Source organism: Streptomyces caniscabiei (assembly GCF_014930365.1).
Lineage (GTDB): Bacteria > Actinomycetota > Actinomycetes > Streptomycetales > Streptomycetaceae > Streptomyces > Streptomyces caniscabiei.
Genome location: NZ_JABXWI010000010.1, coordinates 302,979 through 325,141, shown reverse-complemented (window position 1 = coordinate 325,141; position 22,163 = coordinate 302,979). Strand labels below are relative to the sequence as shown.

General features: G+C 71.2%; 20 protein-coding genes and 1 pseudogene. 8 read left to right on the top strand and 13 right to left on the bottom strand.

All coding sequences use genetic code 11. The features are described 5' to 3' along the window. The first annotated feature begins 7 nt into the window (after positions 1–7). The 7 genes and pseudogenes from HW837_RS27975 (at position 8) to HW837_RS27945 (ending at position 7,293) form a co-directional block, all read left to right on the top strand. The gene (locus tag HW837_RS27975; protein WP_078853798.1) at positions 8–532 is read left to right on the top strand and encodes an Lrp/AsnC family transcriptional regulator; all 525 of its coding nucleotides are present in this window, start codon (positions 8–10) and stop codon (positions 530–532) included. Positions 533–551: 19 nt separating this feature from the next. Further along, positions 552–1,916: an aspartate aminotransferase family protein gene (locus HW837_RS27970; protein WP_193381572.1), complete on the top strand. Its 1,365-nt coding sequence runs from the start codon at positions 552–554 to the stop codon at positions 1,914–1,916. 234 nt (positions 1,917–2,150) lie between these two features. Next, positions 2,151–2,867 (top strand): annotated as a pseudogene (locus HW837_RS27965) (ABC transporter ATP-binding protein); the annotation flags it as partial. A gap of 467 nt (positions 2,868–3,334) precedes the next feature. Further along, a complete protein-coding gene (locus HW837_RS27960; protein WP_193381571.1) occupies positions 3,335–4,636 on the top strand; it encodes a hypothetical protein in 1,302 nt (433 codons plus the stop codon). Between the two features lie 110 nt (positions 4,637–4,746). Continuing rightward, complete coding sequence (locus HW837_RS27955) at positions 4,747–5,154, top strand: VOC family protein (protein ID WP_193381570.1); 408 nt, start codon at positions 4,747–4,749, stop codon at positions 5,152–5,154. Positions 5,155–5,296: 142 nt separating this feature from the next. Further along, a complete protein-coding gene (locus HW837_RS27950; RefSeq protein ID WP_045561438.1) occupies positions 5,297–6,442 on the top strand; it encodes an LOG family protein in 1,146 nt (381 codons plus the stop codon). A 104-nt stretch (positions 6,443–6,546) separates the two neighbouring features. Further along, positions 6,547–7,293, top strand: a complete 747-nt coding sequence (locus HW837_RS27945; RefSeq protein ID WP_045561439.1) for an LAETG motif-containing sortase-dependent surface protein — start codon at positions 6,547–6,549, stop codon at positions 7,291–7,293. A 72-nt stretch (positions 7,294–7,365) separates the two neighbouring features. Here HW837_RS27945 and HW837_RS27940 read toward each other — a convergent pair whose 3' ends face one another. The 10 genes from HW837_RS27940 to rpsB form a co-directional block, all read right to left on the bottom strand. Beyond that, positions 7,366–8,220, bottom strand: a complete 855-nt coding sequence (locus HW837_RS27940) for a maleylpyruvate isomerase N-terminal domain-containing protein (protein WP_045561440.1) — start codon at positions 8,218–8,220, stop codon at positions 7,366–7,368. 11 nt (positions 8,221–8,231) lie between these two features. Then, entirely contained in the window at positions 8,232–9,266 is a 1,035-nt protein-coding gene (locus tag HW837_RS27935; RefSeq protein ID WP_193381569.1) for an ABC transporter ATP-binding protein, read from the bottom strand. Beyond that, complete coding sequence (locus HW837_RS27930; protein ID WP_390623560.1) at positions 9,266–10,957, bottom strand: ABC transporter permease; 1,692 nt, start codon at positions 10,955–10,957, stop codon at positions 9,266–9,268. The genes HW837_RS27935 and HW837_RS27930 overlap by 1 nt, the downstream gene beginning before the upstream one ends. Beyond that, positions 10,933–12,036 (bottom strand): thiamine ABC transporter substrate-binding protein, encoded by a 1,104-nt coding sequence (locus HW837_RS27925; protein ID WP_078853799.1) that lies wholly within the window; start codon positions 12,034–12,036, stop codon positions 10,933–10,935. The genes HW837_RS27930 and HW837_RS27925 overlap by 25 nt, the downstream gene beginning before the upstream one ends. Before the next feature lie 214 nt (positions 12,037–12,250). Then, positions 12,251–13,357, bottom strand: coding sequence for a dual-specificity RNA methyltransferase RlmN (gene rlmN, locus HW837_RS27920; protein ID WP_193381568.1), 1,107 nt, complete (start codon positions 13,355–13,357; stop codon positions 12,251–12,253). A 135-nt stretch (positions 13,358–13,492) separates the two neighbouring features. Then, a complete protein-coding gene (locus HW837_RS27915) occupies positions 13,493–14,611 on the bottom strand; it encodes a phosphatidate cytidylyltransferase (protein ID WP_093790215.1) in 1,119 nt (372 codons plus the stop codon). Continuing rightward, positions 14,611–15,168, bottom strand: a complete 558-nt coding sequence (gene frr, locus HW837_RS27910; RefSeq protein ID WP_045561444.1) for a ribosome recycling factor — start codon at positions 15,166–15,168, stop codon at positions 14,611–14,613. Before frr ends, HW837_RS27915 begins: the two co-directional genes overlap by 1 nt. Before the next feature lie 155 nt (positions 15,169–15,323). Further along, positions 15,324–16,082, bottom strand: a complete 759-nt coding sequence (pyrH, locus tag HW837_RS27905; RefSeq protein ID WP_045561445.1) for a UMP kinase — start codon at positions 16,080–16,082, stop codon at positions 15,324–15,326. Between the two features lie 194 nt (positions 16,083–16,276). Beyond that, complete coding sequence (gene tsf, locus HW837_RS27900) at positions 16,277–17,113, bottom strand: translation elongation factor Ts (RefSeq protein WP_045561446.1); 837 nt, start codon at positions 17,111–17,113, stop codon at positions 16,277–16,279. Positions 17,114–17,272: 159 nt separating this feature from the next. Then, positions 17,273–18,193 carry a 30S ribosomal protein S2 gene (gene rpsB, locus HW837_RS27895; protein ID WP_045561447.1) on the bottom strand — a complete coding sequence of 307 codons (921 nt, stop codon included), beginning with the start codon at positions 18,191–18,193 and terminating at the stop codon, positions 17,273–17,275. Positions 18,194–18,476: 283 nt separating this feature from the next. Here rpsB and HW837_RS27890 point away from each other — a divergent pair, with 283 nt between their 5' ends. Then, positions 18,477–19,094 carry a M23 family metallopeptidase gene (locus tag HW837_RS27890; protein WP_045561448.1) on the top strand — a complete coding sequence of 206 codons (618 nt, stop codon included), beginning with the start codon at positions 18,477–18,479 and terminating at the stop codon, positions 19,092–19,094. 57 nt (positions 19,095–19,151) lie between these two features. Here the strand turns inward: HW837_RS27890 and HW837_RS27885 are convergent, their stop codons facing one another. The 3 genes from HW837_RS27885 to dprA form a co-directional block, all read right to left on the bottom strand. After that, positions 19,152–19,709 carry a TetR/AcrR family transcriptional regulator gene (locus tag HW837_RS27885; protein ID WP_045561449.1) on the bottom strand — a complete coding sequence of 186 codons (558 nt, stop codon included), beginning with the start codon at positions 19,707–19,709 and terminating at the stop codon, positions 19,152–19,154. Between the two features lie 177 nt (positions 19,710–19,886). Continuing rightward, entirely contained in the window at positions 19,887–20,723 is an 837-nt protein-coding gene (gene whiG, locus HW837_RS27880) for an RNA polymerase sigma factor WhiG (RefSeq protein WP_193381567.1), read from the bottom strand. A 272-nt stretch (positions 20,724–20,995) separates the two neighbouring features. Then, positions 20,996–22,159: a DNA-processing protein DprA gene (dprA, locus tag HW837_RS27875; protein ID WP_193381566.1), complete on the bottom strand. Its 1,164-nt coding sequence runs from the start codon at positions 22,157–22,159 to the stop codon at positions 20,996–20,998. Between the last annotated feature and the right edge of the window lie 4 nt (positions 22,160–22,163).

Sequence of the window (22,163 nt, the reverse complement as noted above, 5' to 3'; positions counted from 1 at the left end):
AGACGTCGTGCACAGTGAGGCCGTGGCCAGTCGAAGCGCAGACCAGAAGGACTCCAGGGACTCCCGGGAGCCCAGGAACGGCACCCCGCAGTTGGACGCCGTCTCCCTCGCCATCGTCGAGCAGCTGCAGGAGGACGGCCGTCGGCCGTACGCCGCGATCGGCAAGGCCGTCGGCCTCTCCGAGGCGGCCGTGCGCCAGCGCGTCCAGAAGCTGCTCGACCAGGGCGTGATGCAGATCGTCGCCGTCACCGACCCGCTCACCGTGGGCTTCCGGCGGCAGGCGATGCTCGGCATCAACGTCGACGGCGACCTGGATCCCGTGGCGGACGCGCTGAACGCCATGTCGGAGGTCGAGTACATCGTGATCACCGCCGGCTCCTTCGACCTGATGGCGGAGGTCGTCTGCGAGGACGACGACCACCTCCTGGAGGTCATCAACAAGCGCATCCGGACCCTGCCCGGGGTGCGGTCGACCGAGAGCTTCGTCTATCTCAAGCTCAAGAAGCAGACCTACATGTGGGGAACCCGATAACCGTGAGGACGCGATACCCGTGAGCCCCAAGGACCTCAGCCAGACCGCGTACGACCACCTGTGGATGCACTTCACCCGCATGTCGTCCTACGAGAACTCCCCGGTCCCCACCATCGTCCGGGGCGAGGGCACGTACATCTACGACGACAAGGGCAAGCGGTACCTCGACGGTCTCGCCGGTCTCTTCGTGGTCCAGGCGGGCCACGGCCGCACCGAGCTGGCGGAGACGGCGTTCAAGCAGGCGCAGGAGCTGGCCTTCTTCCCGGTGTGGTCGTACGCCCACCCGAAGGCCGTCGAACTGGCGGAACGTATCGCCTCCCACGCGCCCGGGGATCTGAACAAGGTCTTCTTCACCACCGGCGGCGGCGAGGCGGTCGAGACCGCCTGGAAGCTCGCCAAGCAGTACTTCAAGCTCCAGGGCAAGCCGACCAAGTACAAGGTCATCTCCCGCGCCGTCGCCTACCACGGCACCCCGCAGGGCGCCCTGTCCATCACAGGCCTGCCGGCCCTCAAGGCCCCCTTCGAGCCGCTGGTGCCGGGTGCGCACAAGGTCCCGAACACCAACATCTACCGCGCCCCGATCTTCGGCGACGACCCGGAGGCCTTCGGCCGCTGGGCCGCCGACCAGATCGAGCAGCAGATCCTCTTCGAGGGCCCGGAGACGGTCGCGGCCGTCTTCCTGGAGCCGGTGCAGAACGCCGGCGGCTGCTTCCCGCCGCCGCCCGGCTACTTCCGGCGGGTCCGCGAGATCTGCGACCAGTACGACGTCCTGCTGGTGTCGGACGAGGTCATCTGCGCCTTCGGCCGGCTCGGCACGATGTTCGCCTGCGACAAGTTCGGCTACGTCCCGGACATGATCACCTGCGCCAAGGGCATGACCTCGGGCTACTCCCCGATCGGCGCCTGCGTCGTGTCGGACCGCATAGCCGAGCCCTTCTACAAGGGCGACAACACCTTCCTGCACGGCTACACCTTCGGCGGCCACCCCGTCTCCGCCGCCGTCGGCATCGCCAACCTCGACCTGTTCGAGCGCGAGAAGCTCAACCAGCACGTCCTCGACAACGAGGCGGGCTTCCGGTCCACGCTGGAGAAGCTCCACGACCTGCCGATCGTCGGCGACGTCCGCGGCAACGGCTACTTCTACGGAATCGAGCTGGTCAAGGACAAGTCCACGAAGGAGAGCTTCGACGACGACGAGACCGAGCGGATCCTCTACGGCTTCCTGTCCAAGAAGCTGTTCGAGAACGGCCTCTACTGCCGTGCCGACGACCGCGGCGACCCGGTCGTCCAGCTCGCGCCGCCGCTGATCTCCGACCAGTCGACCTTCGACGAGATCGAGCAGATCCTGCGCGCGACGCTGACGGAGGCGTGGACCCTGCTGTAGTCACAGCGCCGCGGTCCTCCCCGATGCCGTGCTCTTCCGGCGGCAGGGCCTGAACGCCTTTCGAACGGCCCGGGGCGCCCCCATCCGAGTGAGATGGGGGCGCCCCGGGCCGTGTGCTGTCCGCCCCCTGCCGCCCCGACTCCCTAGCGTGCCCCTGTAACCGATCGGCCCTGCCTTCGTTCCCCGGACGGGGGGCTCCCCCGGCAATCCTGATCCGAACCGAGGTGTACGCCCATGGTGGCCCCGCCGGACAACGACGTGCTCTGGGCACGTGGTCTGACCTACGCGCACGACGGCTCGCCCGCGCTGCACGGTGTGTCGCTGGGGGTCCGGGAGGGCGAGATCCTCGCCGTCACCGGCCCGCGCGGCAGCGGCAAGACCACGCTCCTGCGGTGCCTGTCCGGACAACTGCGGGCCCAGCGGGGAGAGGTCTGGTTCAACAGCGTCCCCGTGCACACGATGGGTGCGCACGCCCGGGAACGGCTGCGCCTGGACCGCTTCGGGTGGATCGACCCCGAGCCGGTGCTCGTCCCCGAGCTGAACGCCTGGGAGAACACCGCGCTGCCGCTGATGCTGCGCGGCACCGGGCGCCGAGCCGCCAAGGCCGCCGCCCTGGAGTGGCTGGAGCGCCTCGACATCCGGGACACGGCCCGCAAGCGCCCGCACGCCCTCCTCCAGTCGGAGCGCCAGCGCGTGGTGGTGGCCCGCGCCCTGGTCTCGGCCCCCACGGTCCTCTTCGCGGACGAACCGACCGCCCCGCTGCACCGCGCCGAGCACACCCATGTCCTCCGCACCCTCACCACGGCGGCCCGCTCCCACCGGATCACCGTCGTGCTCGCCACCCACGACCCCGACACGGCGGCCCTCGCGGACCGCACGGTGACCCTCCTGGACGGACGCCACGTGAGGACGGTCCTCTTGCCCGCCACCCCGGCGCCCGAGAGCCGCGCCCCGGCCGACCGACCCCACCGCGCCGGATCCAACGCCGGCTCGAGCACGGGGCGCCCCGGCCCGGAGGCGGCGGCACCCGCCGCCGCGCCGGAGGGAGCACCGACCGCCACCCCGGAAGCGGCACCGACCGCCACCGCGAAGGCGAGCCGCCCCACGCCCCGAGAACCCCGACGCCCCACCACCCCGGAAGCGACGGACCCCCCGGCCCAGTCGGCCCACCCCTCCGCCGCCACAGAGGTGGGCCGCCCCGCAGCCGAAGGCGAAGCCCGAACACCCGCCGACGCAGCACCCCACCAACCCACAGAAACCACCGACCGACCGGCCCCCGCCACAGAAGTGGGCCGCCCCGCAGCCGAAGGCGAAGCGCGGCCACCCACCGACGGGAAGGCCCAGCCGCCTGCCGAGGCCGACGGCCGGGCGGCCGGGGCGCGCTCCTCCTCCGCCGCCGACGGGGAAGGCCGGGCGGCGTGCTCGCTCTCCGTCTAGCCCGCCGGGCCCACCCCGTGGTCCAGTTCCGTCGGCTTCTCGTGGCCGCGGCCGCCGGCGGCACCGGCTTCCTGCTGCTCTGCGCCCTCGGGCACGCCATGGCCCATCCGCACGCCCCGGCCGGCTCGGTGCTCCGCCTGGCCTGGTGCGTGGCCCCCGCCGCCGCCACCGTGTACTTCGCGGTGACGGTGGCCCGCACCGACCCCGGCACCCGCCCACGCCCCGGCCTCTCCGCGATCGGCCTCGGTCCCGGCCGGCTCATGGCGATCTCCGCGGTCACCACGGCCCTGTCCACCGTCCTCGGCTCCCTCCTCGCCCTCCTCTTCTTCCTCCACCTGCGCGGCGACCTCACCGGCCTGCCCTTCGACGGCACGGCCGCCGACGTCCTCGCCGCCGGGCGCCCCCTGCCCCTCCCGGCCGCCCTGACCCTCCTCTCCCTCGTCCCGGCCGCCGCCTCGGTCACCACCGCGCTGGTCCTGCGCCCCAAGGGCAGCGAAGCCAAGCCCACCGGCCCCCGGACCCGGTTCATGGCGTACGACACCTTCGCGATCGCCCGGCGCACCGCGCCCCCGGCGGGAGCCACGAGGTACGAGGAGGAGGCGGGCGTGGAGGCGGACGAGGAGGCCACGGCCGCCGCCGAGTCCGCCCAGGCGCCGCCGGAACCACCGGCTCCGCGCCCCGCCCCCGGCGGCCTCCCCTGGGGCGTCGCCGTACTGGCCGTGGGCCTCGCCTTCGAGACCTACGCGGGCCAGTCGAACGACGGCTCCGGCCTCACCCTCCCCGGCGGCTTCGCGGACAGCCCCGCGGGCGTCCTGGGCGGCTGGCTGCTCACCGCGCTCGGTCTGATCCTCGTAGGGCCCGGCCTCACCCATCTCACCGGGCGCCTGCTCCAGTCCGTACGCCCCGGCGCACTGCGCCTCCTCTCCGGGCGCGTGCTCCAGGAGGAGGCCCGGCGCATCGGGCGCCCACTGGGCGTGGTGTGCGCGGTGGCCTCCGGCGCGTACGCCATGGTGGCGCTGTCCTCGGGCGTGCGCCCCACCGTCGGCCCGCTCACGCTGCTGGGCGCGCTCGTGGTGGCCGGCTGCGCCGTGCTCACCCTCGCGACAGCCGCCGTCGAGGCCCGGCGGGCGCACGCGGACACCACGGCCGCGCTGTTGCGGATGGGGGCGCCCCGCTCACTGCCCCGGCAGGCGGCCCTGCTCCGCGCGGCCGCCCTGCTCGCCGTGTTCGGCCCCCTGACCTTGACGCTCGCCCAGCTGGCGGCGCTACCGCTGGCCGCCTGAGAACTCGTACGAAAAAAGTTCGCGCGCGGCGATGAGTTTCGCGGGGACCCCCGGTCTACCCCTGCGAACAGACCGAAACGGATACGACGGACTACGGGAGCGACCTCGCCATGTACCAGCAGATGATCTTCGTGAACCTGCCCGTGAACGACCTCGACGCCTCGAAGAAGTTCTTCACGGAGCTCGGCTACGCGCTCAACCCCCAGTTCAGCGACGAGAACGCGGCCTCCGTCGTGATCAGCGACACCATCGTGGCGATGCTCCTCACCAAGCCGTTCTACGCGACCTTCACCCAGAAGGAGATCGCGGACGCCAGCAAGACCAGCCAGGTGCTGCTCTGTCTGAGCGCCGAGAGCCGCGCGAAGGTCGACGAACTGGTCGAGAAGGCGGTAGCCGCCGGCGGCACCGCCTCGGAGAAGGTCCAGGACATGGACTTCATGTACGGCCGCGCCTTCGACGACCTCGACGGCCACACCTGGGAGGTCGTGTGGATGGACCCGTCCGCGATCGAGGGCTGAACCACCCGCAGCCCGCCCCGCGCCCCGTCAGGGGCGCGGGGAACTGCGCGAACAACCCCCACTCACCCGCAGCCGCGAAGCGCAATCACCCCCTCCCCCATAGGCGCCCGGCCCGCCCAACAGAGCGCAATAGCATGGGCGGGTGCAGACGATGCCCTCCCACGCGGCCCACCACGACGACCACGAGATCGAGACGATCGAGGAGTTCGACGCGACCGTCTCGGCGCGCGGCACACTCGCCGGATACCGGGTCCAGGCCGTCGATCTGACGGACCGTACACGCGAACTGCTCGCCACCGACACGGCGCAGGCCGTCTTCCTCGGCTGCCCGATGCGTCCGGAGGCGGCGGCGAAGATACGCACGGACGGCGCCCTGGTCTTCCCGCCCGTCCCCGGCCTGCCCTTCGATCCGTACCGGGGGCTGCTCTACTCCCCCGACGAACTCTTCGCGTCCCTGTCCGACGGCGGCTACGAGGCCACACCCGACGCCCGCGCGTACGCCTGGTTCCAGCGCACCAAGGCCGACCGCGACGTCTACGCCTCCATGCTGCGCGCCGTCCACGACGACTCCGTCTCGGACGCCCTCGACGAACTCCTCTCCGGCGCCCGGGTGGTGGGCGTGATGGGCGGCCACGCGATGGCCCGCGGCACCGAGGCCTACGAGGGCGCCGCCCGCCTCGGCCGGACCCTCGCCCGCTCGGGTCTCACGGTCGCCACCGGCGGCGGCCCGGGCGCGATGGAGGCGGCGAACCTGGGCGCCTACGCGGCCCCGTACGACGACGAGATGCTCGCCGAGTCGCTGCGACTGCTGGCCGGCGCGCCGAAGTTCACGCCCTCGATCACCGACTGGGCGAGCGCCGCCTTCGAGGTGCGCACCCGCTGGCCGAAGGGCGGCACCTCCGTCGGCATCCCCACCTGGTTCTACGGCCACGAGCCGCCGAACCCGTTCGCCTCGCACATCGCCAAGTACTTCGCCAACGCCACCCGGGAGGACGGTCTCCTCGCCCGCTCCGGTGCCGGCGTCGTCTTCCTGCCCGGGGCCGCCGGAACCGTGCAGGAGATCTTCGACAACGCGACCCCCAACTACTACGAGTCGCGCGGCGAACCGACCCCGATGGTCCTCGTCGACCGGGCCCACTGGACGCAGACGCTGCCGACCTGGCCGTTGCTCAACTCGCTGGCGCGGGGCCGTTCGATGGAGGCCCGTATAGCCCTCGTCGACCGGATCGAGGAGGCTCCGGACGCCCTGGCCCGTCTCGGGGACCGCCCAAACACTTCTTCGGATTGACATTGCTTATGGCGCGCTTATAAACCTGTGAGGCACATGGGGAGCCGCTCCCCCGGCGGCCCTCCGTCACCCCCACTCCCCTGTGCTTCCCGTGAAGGGCAAACGTGTCCATATCTCCTCGCAGTGCGCGGACTTCGCGCTCCATCGGTGTTGCTCTCGCGTCCGCCGCGCTCGTGCTCGGCGTCGCGGGCAATGCCATGGCCTGCAGCATCAAGGACTTCTCCGCCGTCGCCGAGTGCGACGGCGGCAACGGCGTCATCCGGGTGACCGACGTGGACCCGCTGGGCGTCAAGGCCGAGATCACGGTCTACCTGGAGAACAACGGGGCCGACCTGCGCATGGTCGGCAGCCGGACGATCGAGGACTCCACCGCCAAGGGTGTCACCGTCACCTTCGACGAGGACTGGGAGCCGAACGCCGAGTACCGCATCCACGTCGAGGCCGAGGACTACGTCAACGAGGACCTGCCGATCCTGGTGGCTCCCGCCGACGCCTGCACGGTCGACGCCATCACCCCGCCGGCCGCGTCCAAGGCCCCCGGCAAGTCCGCCGACAAGGGCAAGGAAAAGGACAAGGAGAAGGAGAAGGAGACGGGGAACGGGAACGGGAAGGGGCAGGACGACGAGCCGTCCCGGACCAAGACCTCCCCCACCCCGTCCGCCTCCGAGGGCACCGTGCCCGCGGGCTCGAAGGACGACAACGCACCCTCCCCCGAGGGCGACTCGGGCCTCGCCGAGACCGGTGGCGACTCCAACACCGGCACGATCGCCGGTGCCGCGGCGGCCCTGGTCGCCCTCGGCGCCGGTGCCGTGTACTACAGCATCCGGCGGCGTGGAGCCTCCACCCGCTGACCCCTGTCCGTCAGGGCCGTGGCCCGTACCCCCGCACCAGGGAGTACGGGCCACCCGCTGTTCCGGGCCCGCTCACCCGAACGTGGCCCGCCGCAGCCAGAAGTCGAGCAGCTCCCGGTCCCCCAGCACCTGCAACTCCCCGCCGTCCGGCGGCATACGGCGGTAGAAGGCGAGCAGCACCTCGGTGAGCGGGCCGCGCAGCGCCACCGTCGCCTTCTCGTGGCCGCGCCGCCGGCGCATCACGTCCTCGGTCAGCTCGATCACCCTCCCCCACCCTTCGGGCGGGGGGACCCCCATGTCGCTCCGCTCGGCGTCGGCCTCGGGGGGCGTGTCGGTGGCATGCAGATGGATGGTGCGCCCTGGGCCACGCAGTTCCGCCGCCTCGTCGTGCGGCATGGTGCGCTGCACGAACTCGACGATCTCCAGCCACTCGTCGATCGTGTCGGCGGCGATCTCCGGTGCCACCTCGACCGCCCGGCCCACGGTGAGTGCGGCATCGGCTCCGTGGACGACCAGTTCGTGGGCCATCCGCCGGGCCCAGAACCCCGCGCTGTGCTCCCACCCCCACGACCACACGGGGGCATCGGGGCCCGCCTCGCGCAGTGCGGCCACGGTCATCGCGCCGCTCTCGGCGAGCCACGCGTCCAGCGCAGCCGGGTCCCCCTGCCCTTCCGGCCCTCCGTACAGCGGGACGTCCGCCTCGGGGAACTCCTCCTTCGCCCGGGTCCGTACGTTCGCCTCGACCCAGCGCAGAGCGCCGCCGATGTGCCGCAGCAGGTGTTCCAGCGTCCAGTCGGGGCAGGTCGGCACGGTCGCCGTCAGATCGGCGCCGGAGGTCACCAGCTGCCGCACCTTCTTCACCTGGAGTTCGATCTCGGCACAGTAGCGCTCATGTCGCGGCCCGGGTTCTTGCACAAGAATCGCCATGGTGCCGCACCTTATGCGGCCGGAGCGGCTCCCAGCACGACGATTTCCGCCCCGTCGAAGCTCACGCCGACCTCGTCCCCGGGCTCCGGCGCGTCCCGCAGCGCGCACGCCGCCTCCAGTCGCGGTGCGCCCTCCGGCTGGAGGTGCAGGGCGACATGCGTGCCCCGGAACGTGCGCGCGGCCACCGTGCAGCGCAGCCCGTCGGCCGGATCCACCAGCCGTACGCCGGCGGGCCGCACGAGCAGCGCGCACGCCCCCTGCGGCGCTCCCTTCGGCACCGGCACCTTGCCCCACACGGTGTCCGCCGCCTGCCCCGTCACCGTCGCCTCGACCACGTTGTCGAAGCCGAGGAAGCGGGCCACGAACTCGTCCGCGGGCCGGCGCCACACCTCAAGGGGCGTACCGGACTGGGCGATCCGGCCGTCCCGCATCACCACGACCCGGTCGGCCAGCGCGAACGCCTCACCCTGGTCGTGGGTGACCGCCAGCACGGTCGTCCCCAACTCCCCGAACAGCTGCCGGAGTTCGACGACGAGGCGCTCCCGCAGCGACCGGTCCAGCTGGCCGAGGGGCTCGTCCAGCATCAGCAGGCGGGGGCGCGGGGCGAGGGCCCGTGCCAGCGCCACCCGCTGCTGCTCACCACCGGACAGCTCCCCGACGCGCCGGCGCGCGGCACCGGGCAGTCCGACCAGCTCCAGCAACTCCCGGACACGTACGGCGCGTTCGTCCTTCGCCGCGCCGTGCATCCGGGGGCCGAAGGCGACGTTGCCGGCCACGTCCCGCTGGGGGAAGAGCTGGTGGTCCTGGAACATCAGGCCGACACCGCGCTTGTGGGCGGGCACGCCTCGCTGGTCCCGCCCGTCGAGCGACACCCGTCCGCCGTCGAGGGGTTGCAGCCCGGCGACCACCCGCAGCAGCGTCGACTTGCCGCTGCCGCTGGGCCCCAGCACACAGACGATCTCGTGCTCGGCGACGTCCAGATCGACGCCGTCGAGCACGGGCCGGCCGTCGAACCGTACGGTCGCGTCCTCAAGGCTGAGCAACATCAGAACTCTCCCGTGCGATCGGTACGCAGGCGCTCCAGCACCAGCAGGGCCACCGCGCACACCACCATCAGAATCGTCGAAAGGGCCATCGCCTGGCCGTAGTTGAGTTCACCGGGCCGTCCGAGCAGCCGTGCCACGGCGACCGGCAGCGTCGGGTTGTCGGCACGCGCGATGAACACGGTCGCCCCGAACTCGCCGAGCGACACGGCGAAGGCGAACCCGGCCGCGACGAGCGACGCCCGTCGCACCATGGGCAGATCGACCTCGCGCCAGACCCGCCACGGCGACGCCCCGAGCACGGCCGCGGCCTCCCGCAGCCGCTCGTCCACCGCGCGCAGCACGGGCAGCATGGTCCGCACGACGAAGGGGACGCCGACGAGGGCCTGGGCGAGCGGCACCAGGATCCAGGACGACCGCAGGTCCAGCGGCGGCTCGTCCAGCGCGATCAGGAACCCGAAGCCGACGGTCACCGCGGACACCCCGAGCGGCAGCATCAGCAGCGCGTCGAAGCCCCGGACCAGACGGCCCGCGCGGCGGGTGAGCGCGGCGGCGGCGAGTCCGCCGACGAGCAGGGCGATGACGGTCGCGGCGGCCGCGTAGCGGAGCGAGTTTCCGACCGCCTCGATCGGCGCGACCAGGAAGATCCCGCTCTCGTCGCTGGTCAGCGCCTTGTAGTAGCCGAAGCCTGGCGCGTCCAGCGACCGCTCCACCAGCACGCCCAACGGCAGCAGGATCAGTACGACGACGGTCACGAGGACCGCGCCCAGCAGCGCCCACTGCCCCGCCCCGCGCGGTCGCCGGGCGGTGAGCGAGGCGTCCACCAGGCGCAGGGCGGTCTCCCGCCGCCGTACGGTCCACGCGTGCACGGCGAGGATCAGCCCGACCGCGACGAACTGGACCAGCGTCAGCACGGCGGCCGTGGACAGGTCGAAGATCTCCGAGGTCTGCCGGTAGATCTCCACCTCCAGCGTGGAGAAGGTCGGTCCGCCGAGGATCTGCACCACCCCGAACGAGGTGAAGGTGAAAAGGAAGACCATCAGCGTGGCGGCGGCCACCGCGGGCCCGAGCGCGGGGAGCGTCACCTTCCGCCAGGCGGCGAACGGAGACGCCCCGAGCATCCGCGCGGCCTCCTCCTGCCGCGGGTCGAGCTGCGCCCACAGGCCGCCGACGGTCCGGACGACGACCGCGTAGTTGAAGAACACATGAGCGAGGAGGATCGCCCAGACCGTGGTGTCCAGCCGCAGGCCCCACAGTTCGTCGAAGAGCCCGCCGCGCCCGACGAGGGCCAGGAACGCCGTACCGACGACCACGGTCGGCAGGACGAACGGCACGGTCACGACCGCCCGCAGCACGTCCTTGCCCCGGAAATCGAAGCGCGCGAACACATATGCGCCGGGGAGCGCGATCAGCAGCGTGAGCGCGGTCGAGACGAGCGCCTGCCAGGTGGTGAACCAGAGCACGTGCCGGATCCCCGCGTCCCCCAGCACCTCCCCGATCCGCCCGAGGTCCCAGCTCCCGTCGGCCTTGAGCCCCCGGGCGACGATCGCCGCGACGGGATAGGCGAAGAACACGGCGAAGAACGCGACGGGCACCGCCATGAGCCCGAGCCGGGCCGCGCCCCCCGTTCGACGGGGGCCGCGCGGCACGGTCTCGGACGACGACTTCGCTACTTCAGTACGAGGGAGGTCCACGACTTGACCCACTGGTCGCGGTTCTCGGCGATCTTCTCCGGCGCCATGGTCTCGGGGTCCTTCGCCGCGGGCCCGTACTCGGTGAACTCGGCGGGCACGGACGCCCCCTCGACCACCGGGTAGACGAACATGTTGAGCGGCATGTCCTCCTGGAACCGCTTCGAGATCAGGAAGTCGATCAGCGCCTTGCCGCCCTCGGCGTTCTTCGCGTTGCTCAGCAGCCCCGCGAACTCGATCTGCCGGAAGCAGGTGCCCTCGGCGACCCCGGTCGGCGCGGTCTTCGGCCGCGGCTTCGCGTAGACGACCTCGGCGGGCGGCGAGGAGGCGTACGACACGACGAGCGGCCGGTCACCGCCGGCCTTCTTGCCGTCCGTCGACCCGGAGAACTCCTGGTAGTACGCCTGCTCCCAGCCGTCGACGACCTTCACGCCGTTGGCCTTGAGCTTCCCCCAGTAGCCCTCCCAGCCGTCGTCGCCGAACTCCGCGGCCGAGCCGAGCAGGAAGCCGAGCCCCGGCGAGGAGGTGGAGGCGTTCTCGGTGACGAGGAGATCCTTGTACTCGGGCTTGATCAGATCGGCGTAGGTCCTGGGCGGCTCGATCTTCTTCTCGGCGAAGTAGGCCTTGTCGTAGTTGACGCAGATGTCACCGGAGTCGATGGGCGTGACCCGGTGCTCGTCCTTGTCCAACTGGTACTCGGCGCCGACCTTGTCGAGCCCCTTCGCCTCGTACGGCTGGAAGAGGCCGTTGTCGAGCGCGCGGGAGAGCAGCGTGTTGTCGACGCCGAAGAAGACGTCGCCCTGCGGGTTGTCCTTGGTCAGGATCGCCTGGTTGACGGCCTGCCCCGCGTCGCCGCTCTTGAGCACCTTGACCTGGTACCCGGACTCCTTCTCGAAGGCCTTCAGCACGTCCTTGGAGTAGGCGAAGGAGCCGTGGCTGACGAGGGTGACGGTCTTGGAGCCGCCGGAACCGCCGGAACCGGCGTCGTCCCCCGACGAACCGCACGCGGACAGGGTGACGAGCCCGAGGCCGACGGCGAGAACCGTCGCTCTCCTGGTGATGGTGATGCCCACTGGATTCATTCCTCCTGGAGGTGACCAGGAAGAGACGCGGCCCTGCCCGGGGCTCTCGGCGTTCCGAAGGCTCCCGGGCAGGGCGCAACAGCTTGAGTGATGACCGAACTTCCTACCCAGAATGACCTGGGCGAGGTTCAGAGGGTCTGCGGCCCGGATGCCGCACTCTCAGCGCTGTGGCGCTCCCCTGTCGGAATATGAATATGTACGTACGGGTCTCAGACTACCTCTCGGTCGCCGCGAGCTGACCGCACGCCCCGTCGATCTCCTGCCCCCGGGTGTCCCGGACGGTCACCGGCACGCCGTGGGCGGCGATGGCCTCGACGAACGCCTTCTCGTCCTCGGGCCGGGAGGCGGTCCACTTGGAGCCCGGGGTCGGGTTCAGCGGGATCAGGTTGACGTGCACCGGCTTGCCCCTGAGCAGCCGGCCGAGCCGGTCACCGCGCCACGCCTGGTCGTTGATGTCCCGGATCAGCGCGTACTCGATGGACAGCCGGCGCCCTGACCTCGCCGCGTACTCCCACCCGGCGTCCAGGACCTCGCGCACCTTCCACCGGGTGTTCACGGGGACGAGCGTGTCACGCAGCTCGTCGTCCGGGGCGTGCAGGGAGATGGCGAGCCGGCACTTGAAGCCCTCGTCGGAGAACCGGTGGATGGCGGGCACCAGCCCGACCGTCGACACGGTGATCCCGCGCTGCGACAGCCCGAGCCCGTCCGGCTCCGGATCGGTCAGCCGCCTGATCGCCCCGACGACACGGTTGTAGTTGGCGAGCGGCTCGCCCATCCCCATGAAGACGATGTTGGAGAGCCGAGCGGGCCCACCGGGGATCTCCCCGTCCCGGAGCGCCCGCATCCCGTCGACGATCTGATGCACGATCTCGGCGGTGGACAGGTTCCGGTCGAGCCCGGCCTGTCCGGTGGCGCAGAACGGGCAGTTCATCCCGCACCCGGCCTGCGAGCTGATGCACATCGTCACCCGGTCCGGGTACCGCATCAGCACGGACTCGACGAGCGTCCCGTCGAACAGCCGCCACAGCGTCTTGCGCGTGGTCTCCTGGTCCGTCGACAGATGCCGCACGACGGTCATCAGCTCCGGAAGCAGCGCCTCCCGCAGCTTCGTCCGCGCACCCGCGGGGATGTCGGTCCACTGCTCCGGGTCGTGCGCGAACCGCGCGAAGTAGTGCTGCGACAGCTGCTTGGCACGAAACGGCTTCTCCCCGATCGCGGCAACAGCCTCCTTCCGCTCAGCAGGCGAAAGATCAGCAAGATGCCGCGGCGGCTTCTTGGCTCCGCGGGGGGCGACGAATGTGAGTTCTCCGGGCTTCGGCATAACCCACCCAGTGTCGCAGATCAACTCGGGTGACCCGTCCCCGTCAGGAAGGCGCGGGAGCACGGGCGCGGGCCCCCGCCCCGGAGAACCAGGACGAGGGCCCGTGTGCGGCGCGTGCGGGCGCGGGCGGTCGGATCAGCCGGAGCCCACGAAGAGCACCAGCAGGAGCCAGACCACCGGGGCGGTCGGGAGGAGGGAGTCCAGGCGGTCCATGATGCCGCCGTGGCCCGGCAGGAGCGTGCCCATGTCCTTGATGCCGAGGTCCCGCTTGATCATGGACTCGCCGAGGTCGCCCAGCGTGGCGCTGGCCGCGACGGCGAGGCCCAGGAGCAGGCCCTGCCACCAGGCGCCGTCGTCGATGACGAACTCCATGAGCAGCGCGCCCGCGACCATGGCGAAGGCGATCGCGCCGAGCAGCCCCTCCCGGGTCTTGCCGGGGCTGATGCGCGGCGCGAGCTTGTGCGTGCCGAACCGCCAGCCCACGGCGTACGCGCCCGTGTCGCTGACGACGGTCAGCAGCAGGAACACCAGGACCCGCTGCGGCCCGTCGTCGGCGGTGAGCATGAGCGCGACGAACGTGGCCAGGAACGGCACGTAGAAGGCCGCGAAGACCCCCGCGGTGACGTCCTTGAGGTAGTTCTCCGGTGGTTCGGTCATCCGCCAGACGAGGACGGCGAGCGCGGTGAGCGCCATGGCCACCCACGCGCCCTCCGGCCCGCGCACGTATCCGCTGACGACCATGGCGGCACCGCCGACCGCCAGCGGCACGAGGGGCGCCTTGATGCCCTTGCGTTCCTGCAGGCGCGAGGTGAGCTCCCACAGACCGACGACGACGGCGACCGCTATGACGCCGACGAACGCGGCCTTGACGATGAACAGCGACGCGACGATGACCGCGCCGAGCGCGACGCCGACCCCTATGGCGGCGCCCAGGTCACGGCCCGCGCTCTTCTTCTGCGGGGCGGGCTGCGGGGCGTCGGGCATGGGCTCCGGCTTCTGCGGCGCGGCCCCGTGGGGCTGCGCCGACGGCATCTCGTCACGGAACGGGGGACCGGCCTGCCGAGCGGCCCCCCGGTCGTCGTCCTGGTTCCCGCCATGCGCGGGTACGTCGGGCACGATGGGCATGGGGCGAGTCTGCTGGGCCTCAGGCGCATCGTACGTGGGACCCGCCGGGGCATGCCCCTGGACAGGTCCCCGGTCGGTCGGCGCCCAGTACCCGGCTTGTGGCGGCGCTCCCCAGGAAGAGTCGTTCATCAGACCTCGAGGAGCTCCGCTTCCTTGTGCTTGAGCAGCTCGTCCACCTGGGCGACGTACTTCGCGGTGGTGTCGTCGAGCTCCTTCTCCGCACGGCGGCCCTCGTCCTCGCCGACCTCGCCGTCCTTGACGAGCTTGTCGATCGCGTCCTTGGCCTTGCGGCGGACCGAGCGGATGGACACCTTGGAGTCCTCCGCCTTGCTCTTGGCGACCTTGATGTAGTCGCGGCGGCGCTCCTCGGTCAGCTCGGGGAACACCACCCGGATGATGTTGCCGTCGTTGCTCGGGTTGACGCCGAGGTCGGAGTCGCGGATCGCCTGCTCGATGTTGCGCAGGGCGGTCTTGTCGAACGGGGTCACCACGGCCATGCGCGGCTCCGGCACCGAGAACGAGGCGAGCTGGTTGATCGGCGTCAGTGCGCCGTAGTAGTCGGCCACGATCTTGTTGAACATCGCCGGGTGCGCACGACCGGTGCGGATCGCGGCGAAGTCGTCCTTGGCGACCACGACGGCCTTCTCCATCTTCTCCTCGGCCTCGAGGAGGGTCTCTTCGATCACCACTTGCTCCTGCGTGTCTTGAGTAGGCCCGGCAGCTGTTCTTGGTCAGGTCGGCGGCCGGCTGCGTCGCGTCTTGTTCCTGCACGGTTCCCGACCGGCAGGACATTGTCCATCCCCCGGTCAGGCTCCGTCCCCCGGGCAGGGGAAGGACCCGGTCAGGCCCGGCTTCCCTGATCACCCACGAGAGTGCCGATCTTCTCACCCTTGACGGCCCGCGCGATATTGCCCTCCTTGAGAAGCTCGAACACGAGGATCGGGAGCTTGTTGTCACGGCAGAGCGTGATCGCGGTGGCGTCGGCGACCTTCAACTCGCGGGTGATGACCTCGCCGTAGCCGAGGGAGTCGAACTTGACCGCGTCCGGGTTGGTCTTGGGGTCGGAGTCGTAGACCCCGTCCACACCGTTCTTGCCCATCAGCAGCGCCTCGGCGTCGATCTCCAGGGCGCGCTGGGCGGCGGTGGTGTCGGTGGAGAAGTAGGGCATGCCCATACCGGCGCCGAAGATGACCACACGGCCCTTCTCCAGGTGGCGCACGGCGCGCAGCGGGATGTACGGCTCGGCGACCTGGCCCATGGTGATGGCGGTCTGGACGCGGCTGTCGATACCCTCCTTCTCCAGGAAGTCCTGGAGGGCGAGGCAGTTCATGACGGTGCCGAGCATGCCCATGTAGTCGGAGCGGGCCCGGTCCATGCCGCGCTGCTGGAGTTCGGCGCCGCGGAAGAAGTTGCCGCCGCCGATGACGACGGCGATCTCCGCGCCGTCGCGTACGACCGCCGCGATCTCACGGGCGATCGCGTGCACCACGTCGGGGTCGACGCCGAGGCCACCGCCCCCGGAGAACGCCTCTCCGGACAGCTTCAGCAGAAACCGGCCGCTCAATTTGCCGTCGTCGCTCTTCTGGGGCTTGGTGGTCATGGGATCTCGCCTCTTCACGTGTCGCACATACGAAGAAGGCCATTGCCGGTGGGGTGGTGTTCGCATCCCATGCGCGGCAATGGCCTCCTCGTCAGATCTGCTGTCGTCCGTATCGCGTCACGCGCGCACGGGGCGGCGTACGCGAACGACTGCACTCGACCCTATCGGGGCCGGGCGCTGGTCGCGTAACGGACTCAGATGCCGACCTTGATGCGCGTGAAGCGCTTCAGGGTGACACCGGCCTCGTCCAGGACCTTCTGGACGGACTTCTTGTTGTCCAGCGCGTAGGGCTGGCCGAGCAGCGTGGCGTCCTTGAAGAAGCCGTTGAGGCGACCCTCGACGATCTTCGGCAGGGCGGCCTCGGGCTTGCCCTCGGCGCGGGTGGTCTCCTCGGCGACGCGGCGCTCGGACTCGACGACCTCGGCCGGCACGTCCTCCTTGGAGAGGTACTTGGGCGCGAAGGCGGCGATGTGCTGGGCGATACCCTTGGCGACGTCGGCGTCGGCCTTGTCGAGCTCGACCAGGACACCGATCTGCGGGGGCAGGTCGGGCATGGTGCGGTGCATGTAGGCGAAGACGAAGCCGTCGGCGAACTGCGCGAAGCGGTCGAGGACGATCTTCTCGCCGAGGTTGGCGTTGGCCTCGTCGACGTACGCCTGGACGGTCTTGCCGGCCTCGATCTCGGAGGCGAGCAGCGCGTCGAGGTCGGCCGGGGAGGTCGCGGCGACGTGGGCGGCGATGGCGTTCGCGGCGGCCTGGAACTTCTCGCCCTTGGCGACGAAGTCCGTCTCGCACTTCAGCTCGACGAGGACACCGGAGGTGTTGTCGTCGGCGATGACGGAGACCACGGCGCCGTTCTCGGCGGAGCGGCCCTCGCGCTTGGCGACGCCCTTCTGGCCCTTGATGCGCAGGGCCTCGACGGCCTTGTCGACGTTGCCCTCGGCCTCGTCCAGCGCCTTCTTGCAGTCCATCATGCCGGCGCCGGTGAGCTCGCGGAGCTTCTTGACGTCGGCGGCGGTGTAGTTCGCCATGATCTGTGAATCTCTTCTCGGAGTTCGAAGTCTCGAAGTCGGCGTCCGCCGCCGCTCGTAGGGCGGGCGCCCGCCGAAGATCTACGGGCTGTGGGTGAACGGCGGGTGGCGCGTTCGGCGCCACCCGCCGTCATCCCGACAGCTCTACGACCGTGAAGGTCAGGCCTGCTCGGCGTCCGCGGCCGGAGCCTCGGCGGCAGCCGGAGCCTCCTCGGCGGGAGCCTCGGCAACGGCCTCGGCCGGAGCCTCGGCGGGGGCCTCGGCGGCAGCCGGAGCCTCAGCGGCGGCCGGCGCCTCGTCGGCCTTCTTCTCGCCCTCGAGCAGGTCGCGCTCCCAGGCGGCCAGCGGCTCGCCCGCGGCCTTGTCGCCCTTGCCCTCGGTGGCGACACGGGAGCGGGAGATGAGACCCTCGGCGACCGCGTCGGCGATCACACGGGTGAGCAGCGTGACGGAGCGGATCGCGTCGTCGTTGCCGGGGATCTTGTAGTCGACCTCGTCGGGGTCGCAGTTGGTGTCGAGGATGGCGACGACCGGGATGTTGAGCTTCCGGGCCTCGCCGACCGCGATGTGCTCCTTCTTGGTGTCCACGATCCAGACGGCGCTGGGCACCTTCTGCATCTCGCGGATACCGCCGAGGGTCTTCTCCAGCTTGGCCTTCTCGCGCGAGAGCACGAGAAGCTCCTTCTTGGTCAGACCCGACGCGGCGACGTCCTCGAAGTCGATCTGCTCGAGCTCCTTGAGGCGCTGCAGACGCTTGTAGACGGTCGAGAAGTTGGTGAGCATGCCGCCCAGCCAGCGCTGGTTGACGTAGGGCATGCCGACGCGGGTGGCCTGCTCGGCGATGGCCTCCTGCGCCTGCTTCTTCGTGCCGACGAACATGACCGTGCCGCCGTGGGCGACGGTCTCCTTGACGAACTCGTAGGCGCGGTCGATGTACGACAGCGACTGGAGCAGGTCGATGATGTAGATGCCGTTGCGCTCGGTGAAGATGAAGCGCTTCATCTTCGGGTTCCAGCGACGGGTCTGGTGACCGAAGTGGACGCCGCTTTCCAGCAGCTCCCGCATCGTGACGACGGCCATGGCCGTTCTCCTTGAATTTCTCGGTTGTGCCGCGAGAACCGGACGGCTCCCGCGCCTGACGCCCGCGATGCGCCGTTGCCACGAAGGACCGAGGGGCGCTGATACGGACCGTCCGACGAATCTGACGGACCTCGTACCGGGGCGTGCGAAGTCGACCCGGTGACCCGGATCGCCACCAGAAGTGTACGGGACCCGCGAGGCCCCGGGTGACGCCGATATCCACAACCGACGAGTACTCCACAGATCCCGGCCATGATCGCGCCACTCGCGGGACGCTTCCCCCATGTCCGACGAGATGACTCACGGGGGCACACCCCCACGACGTGCCCGCACATGGCCCGCCCTGCTGCTGTGCCTGATGTCGGCGCTGCTGCTCACGGCCTGGACGACGGCACCCCGCGCGGCTCCGGGACGGGCCGCCGCCGCCCCGGCACCGCCTGCGGCCGAGGAGCCGGTCCCCGCCGTGGCCCGCGTCTGGCCCGTCGGGCTGCGCCCCCTGGTGGCGCGGGGCTGGGAGCCCCCGCCGACCCCGTACGCCCGGGGCCATCGAGGCGTCGATCTCGCCGCGCCGGCCGGGTCCCCGGTCCGCGCGGTGGCACCGGGCCACGTCGCGTTCGCGGGCCGGGTGGCGGGCCGAGGAGTCGTCTCGGTCGAACTGACCGGCACGGGCGACTCGCCCCTGCGCACGACCTACGAGCCCGTCCGGACCTCCGTGAAGAAGGGCGACGAGGTGACGACGGGGACACCCCTGGGCACCCTGGAGGCCACCCCTTCCCACTGCCCGACGGCATGCCTCCACTGGGGACTGCGCAGAGGGGACACCTACCTGGACCCGCTCACGCTGCTCCCGCCCTGGCTCCTCCGAAGGGGCCCGTCACGCCTGCTGCCGGTGCCTGCGTAGCCATCCCGGCTGCCCCTTGGACGAGCGAGGCGGGGTCGGGTGCCGGGCGGCGCGGTCTCAGCCCCGCACACCCCGCAGCGCCATGCCCACGGCCGCCTCCGTGATCGCGGAGGGGTCCTCCGCGGCCCCGAGCTCGATACGCCGCACAGCTGCGTCGACGACCCCCTGCAACAGCATCGCCCCCAGCCGGGGTTCCCCCTGCCCGAGGTCCGCCAGGGCTTCCACGATCATCGCGACGAGCCCACCGTGCGCTGCCCGGATCTTCTCCCGTGCGCCGGCGTCCAGCTCGCTCGCCGAGATCGCCACCACGGCCCGGTGCCGCCGGTCCCCGACCAGCTCCAACTGTTTGCGGACGTACGCCTCGACCTTGTCCTCGGGCCGCTCGACCGCGGCCATCGCCGCCTCGACCTCCGCCGCCCACACGGGAAAGTCGACCTCGCACAGCTCCTCGACCACGGAGGCCCGTGACCGGAAGTACTCGTACACGGACGACCTCGCCAGCCCCGTGCGCTCGGCGAGCGCGGGGAACGTCAGCGCCTCCGTCCCGCCCTCGGACAACAGCGAGCGAGCCGCGTCCAGCAGGGCGGCTCGCTGCATCGACCTGTGCTCGGCCACGGAGGCCGCTCGAATCCTTGGCACGTCATCCACTGTACGGACGGACCGCCACCCACGGGAGTGCCTTCCACCCACGAGCCCCCGGCGAGCCCCGCCCTGCCCCTGCCTCCGTACCCGGCCAGCCTCTGCCTCCGTCCCCGCCCGGCCCCCTTTCGGCATCCGGCCGGATCGTGGCGGTCAACGGCCGAAACTCGCCAGCTTCGCCCGCAGCTGCAGCACCGACTTCGTGTGGATCTGACTCACCCGGCTCTCGGTCACCCCCAGCACGTTCCCGATCTCCGCGAGGGTGAGCCCCTCGTAGTAGTAGAGCGTCACGACGGTCTTCTCCCGCTCCGGCAGCGTGTTGATGGACCGCGCCAGGAACCGTCGCAGCTCCCGGTCCTCGGCGACCTCGACCGGATTGTCGGCGGCGGTGTCCTCCAGCGTGTCCATCAGGCTCAGCCGGTCGCCGCCCTCGCCCCCGACATGCAGCAGCTCCTCCAGCGCCACCACATTGGCCAGCGACAACTGGCTGAAGACCGAGTGGAGTTCGTCGACCGCGATACCCATCTCGGCGGCGACCTCGCCCTCGCTCGGCGTGCGTCTGAGCCGCGACTCCAGCGTGGCGTAGGCCCGCTCGACGTTGCGGGCCTTCTGCCGCACCGACCGGGGGATCCAGTCCAGGGCGCGCAGTTCGTCGATCATGGCGCCCCGGATCCGGGTGATCGCGTACGTCTCGAACTTGATCTCGCGGTCGATGTCGAACTTCTCGATCGCGTCGATGAGCCCGAAGACCCCGGAGGAGACGAAGTCCGCCTGTTCGACGTTGGTCGGCAGGCCGACGCTCACCCGGCCCGCCACGTACTTCACCAGCGGTGAATAGTGCAGGATCAGCTGCTCGCGCAGCCGGTCGTCGCCCGTCGTCTTGTACGTCCGCCACAGCTCGTCGAGTGTCGAGGGGGCGGGTGGGCGCACGGTGCCGCGAGCGGCGGTGGGTACCGCCGCCCGGTCAGACCCGGAGGTGTGCTGGGGCATTCGTCGCCTTGTGCCGTTCTGCCGTGAACTGGGGATGCCTGGGTGAGCTGTCGGTCTGATGTCGAGTTGCCTGTCCTGAGTCGGAATCCTCGTGAGCGTAGCGTGACTGAGGAGTCGCAGTGCGCGAAGGCCGAGCGATCGCCGGTGCGCAGATACGTTCCGCTGGACGCGCCGCCGGGTCGCGGCCTTCGCGGTGCGGATGCGATCGGGCGCGCCAACTGCCGGGAACCGTAAGGCCGTCGGCGTTCCCCCGGACGGCCGAACAGGCTTCGTCAACCCGTCCTCCGATCGGGCGAGACGGAGATCATCGCCTGGCGTGTCAACTTCCAGCCGTCGCCGTGTCGTTCGACGTAACCGAGTGCGCGCAGTTCGTACAGTCTCCCGACCGCGTCGTCCACGGTCGTGCCGGCGCCGCGCGCGACCTCCTCGGGTGCCGCGGCCCCTCGCGCCGGCAGGGCGGCCAGCACCTGCCGCGCGTCGGGTTCCAGCAGGTCACGGGGGAGAACGGGGCCCCGGCGGTCGGGCGCCAGCTCGCCCATGTCACCCACCAGCTCGACGACTTCGGCGGCGTCTGAGACGAGGACGGCGTCGCCCCGCAGCAGGTCGTGCACGCCGGCCGAGAGCGCCGAGGTGGCGGGGCCCGGCACCCCCATGGTGAACCGGCCCAGCCGCTGTGCCGCCCGGGCCGTGACCAGCGCGCCGCTGCGGTGGGCCGCCTCCACGACCACGGTTCCCCTGGTGAGCGCGGCGATGACCCGGTTGCGCAGGATGAACCGGCTCGGCGTCGGGTGCTCCCCCGGCGGCAACTCCCCCACCACGAGGCCCTGTTCCGCGATCCTGCCGATCAGCTGGACATGCCCTCGGGGATAGGGCCGGTCGACCCCGCAGGCCAGCACGGCGACGGTCGCCCCGCCGGCCCCGAGCACGCCCCGGTGCGCGGCGCCGTCCACGCCGTACGCGCCCCCGGACACCACCACCCACCCCCGCTCGGCCAGCCCCGCGCCCAGTGTCGCCGCCATGTGCGCCCCGTACTCCGTGCAGGCCCGCGCGCCCACGACGGCCACCGACCGCAGGGCCCACATCCGCACATTCGCCGTCCCCCGCACCCACAGCCCCACAGGCCGCCCGTCCCCGAGATCATCGAGCTGCCCGGGCCACTCCCCGTCCCCGGGGACGAGGAAGCGGACTCCGGCGTCCCGCGCCTGTGCGAGGTCGCCCGCGGGATCGGCGCGTCCGGCTCGGGCGCACAGGCCCGCCCACCGCTTCTCGGAGGCCTTCGGCAGTGGTCGCCCGCCCTCGGAGAGCCTCCGCACCACTTCCCGGGCTCCGTACTCCCGCAACCATCGCCCGCCCAGTTCGTCGCCGGGTTCGAGGACACGGGCCAGAAAGGCCCGGTCGAGCCGCTCGCCGTCCGGTGCCCCTCCCTCGCCCGTCACGGCG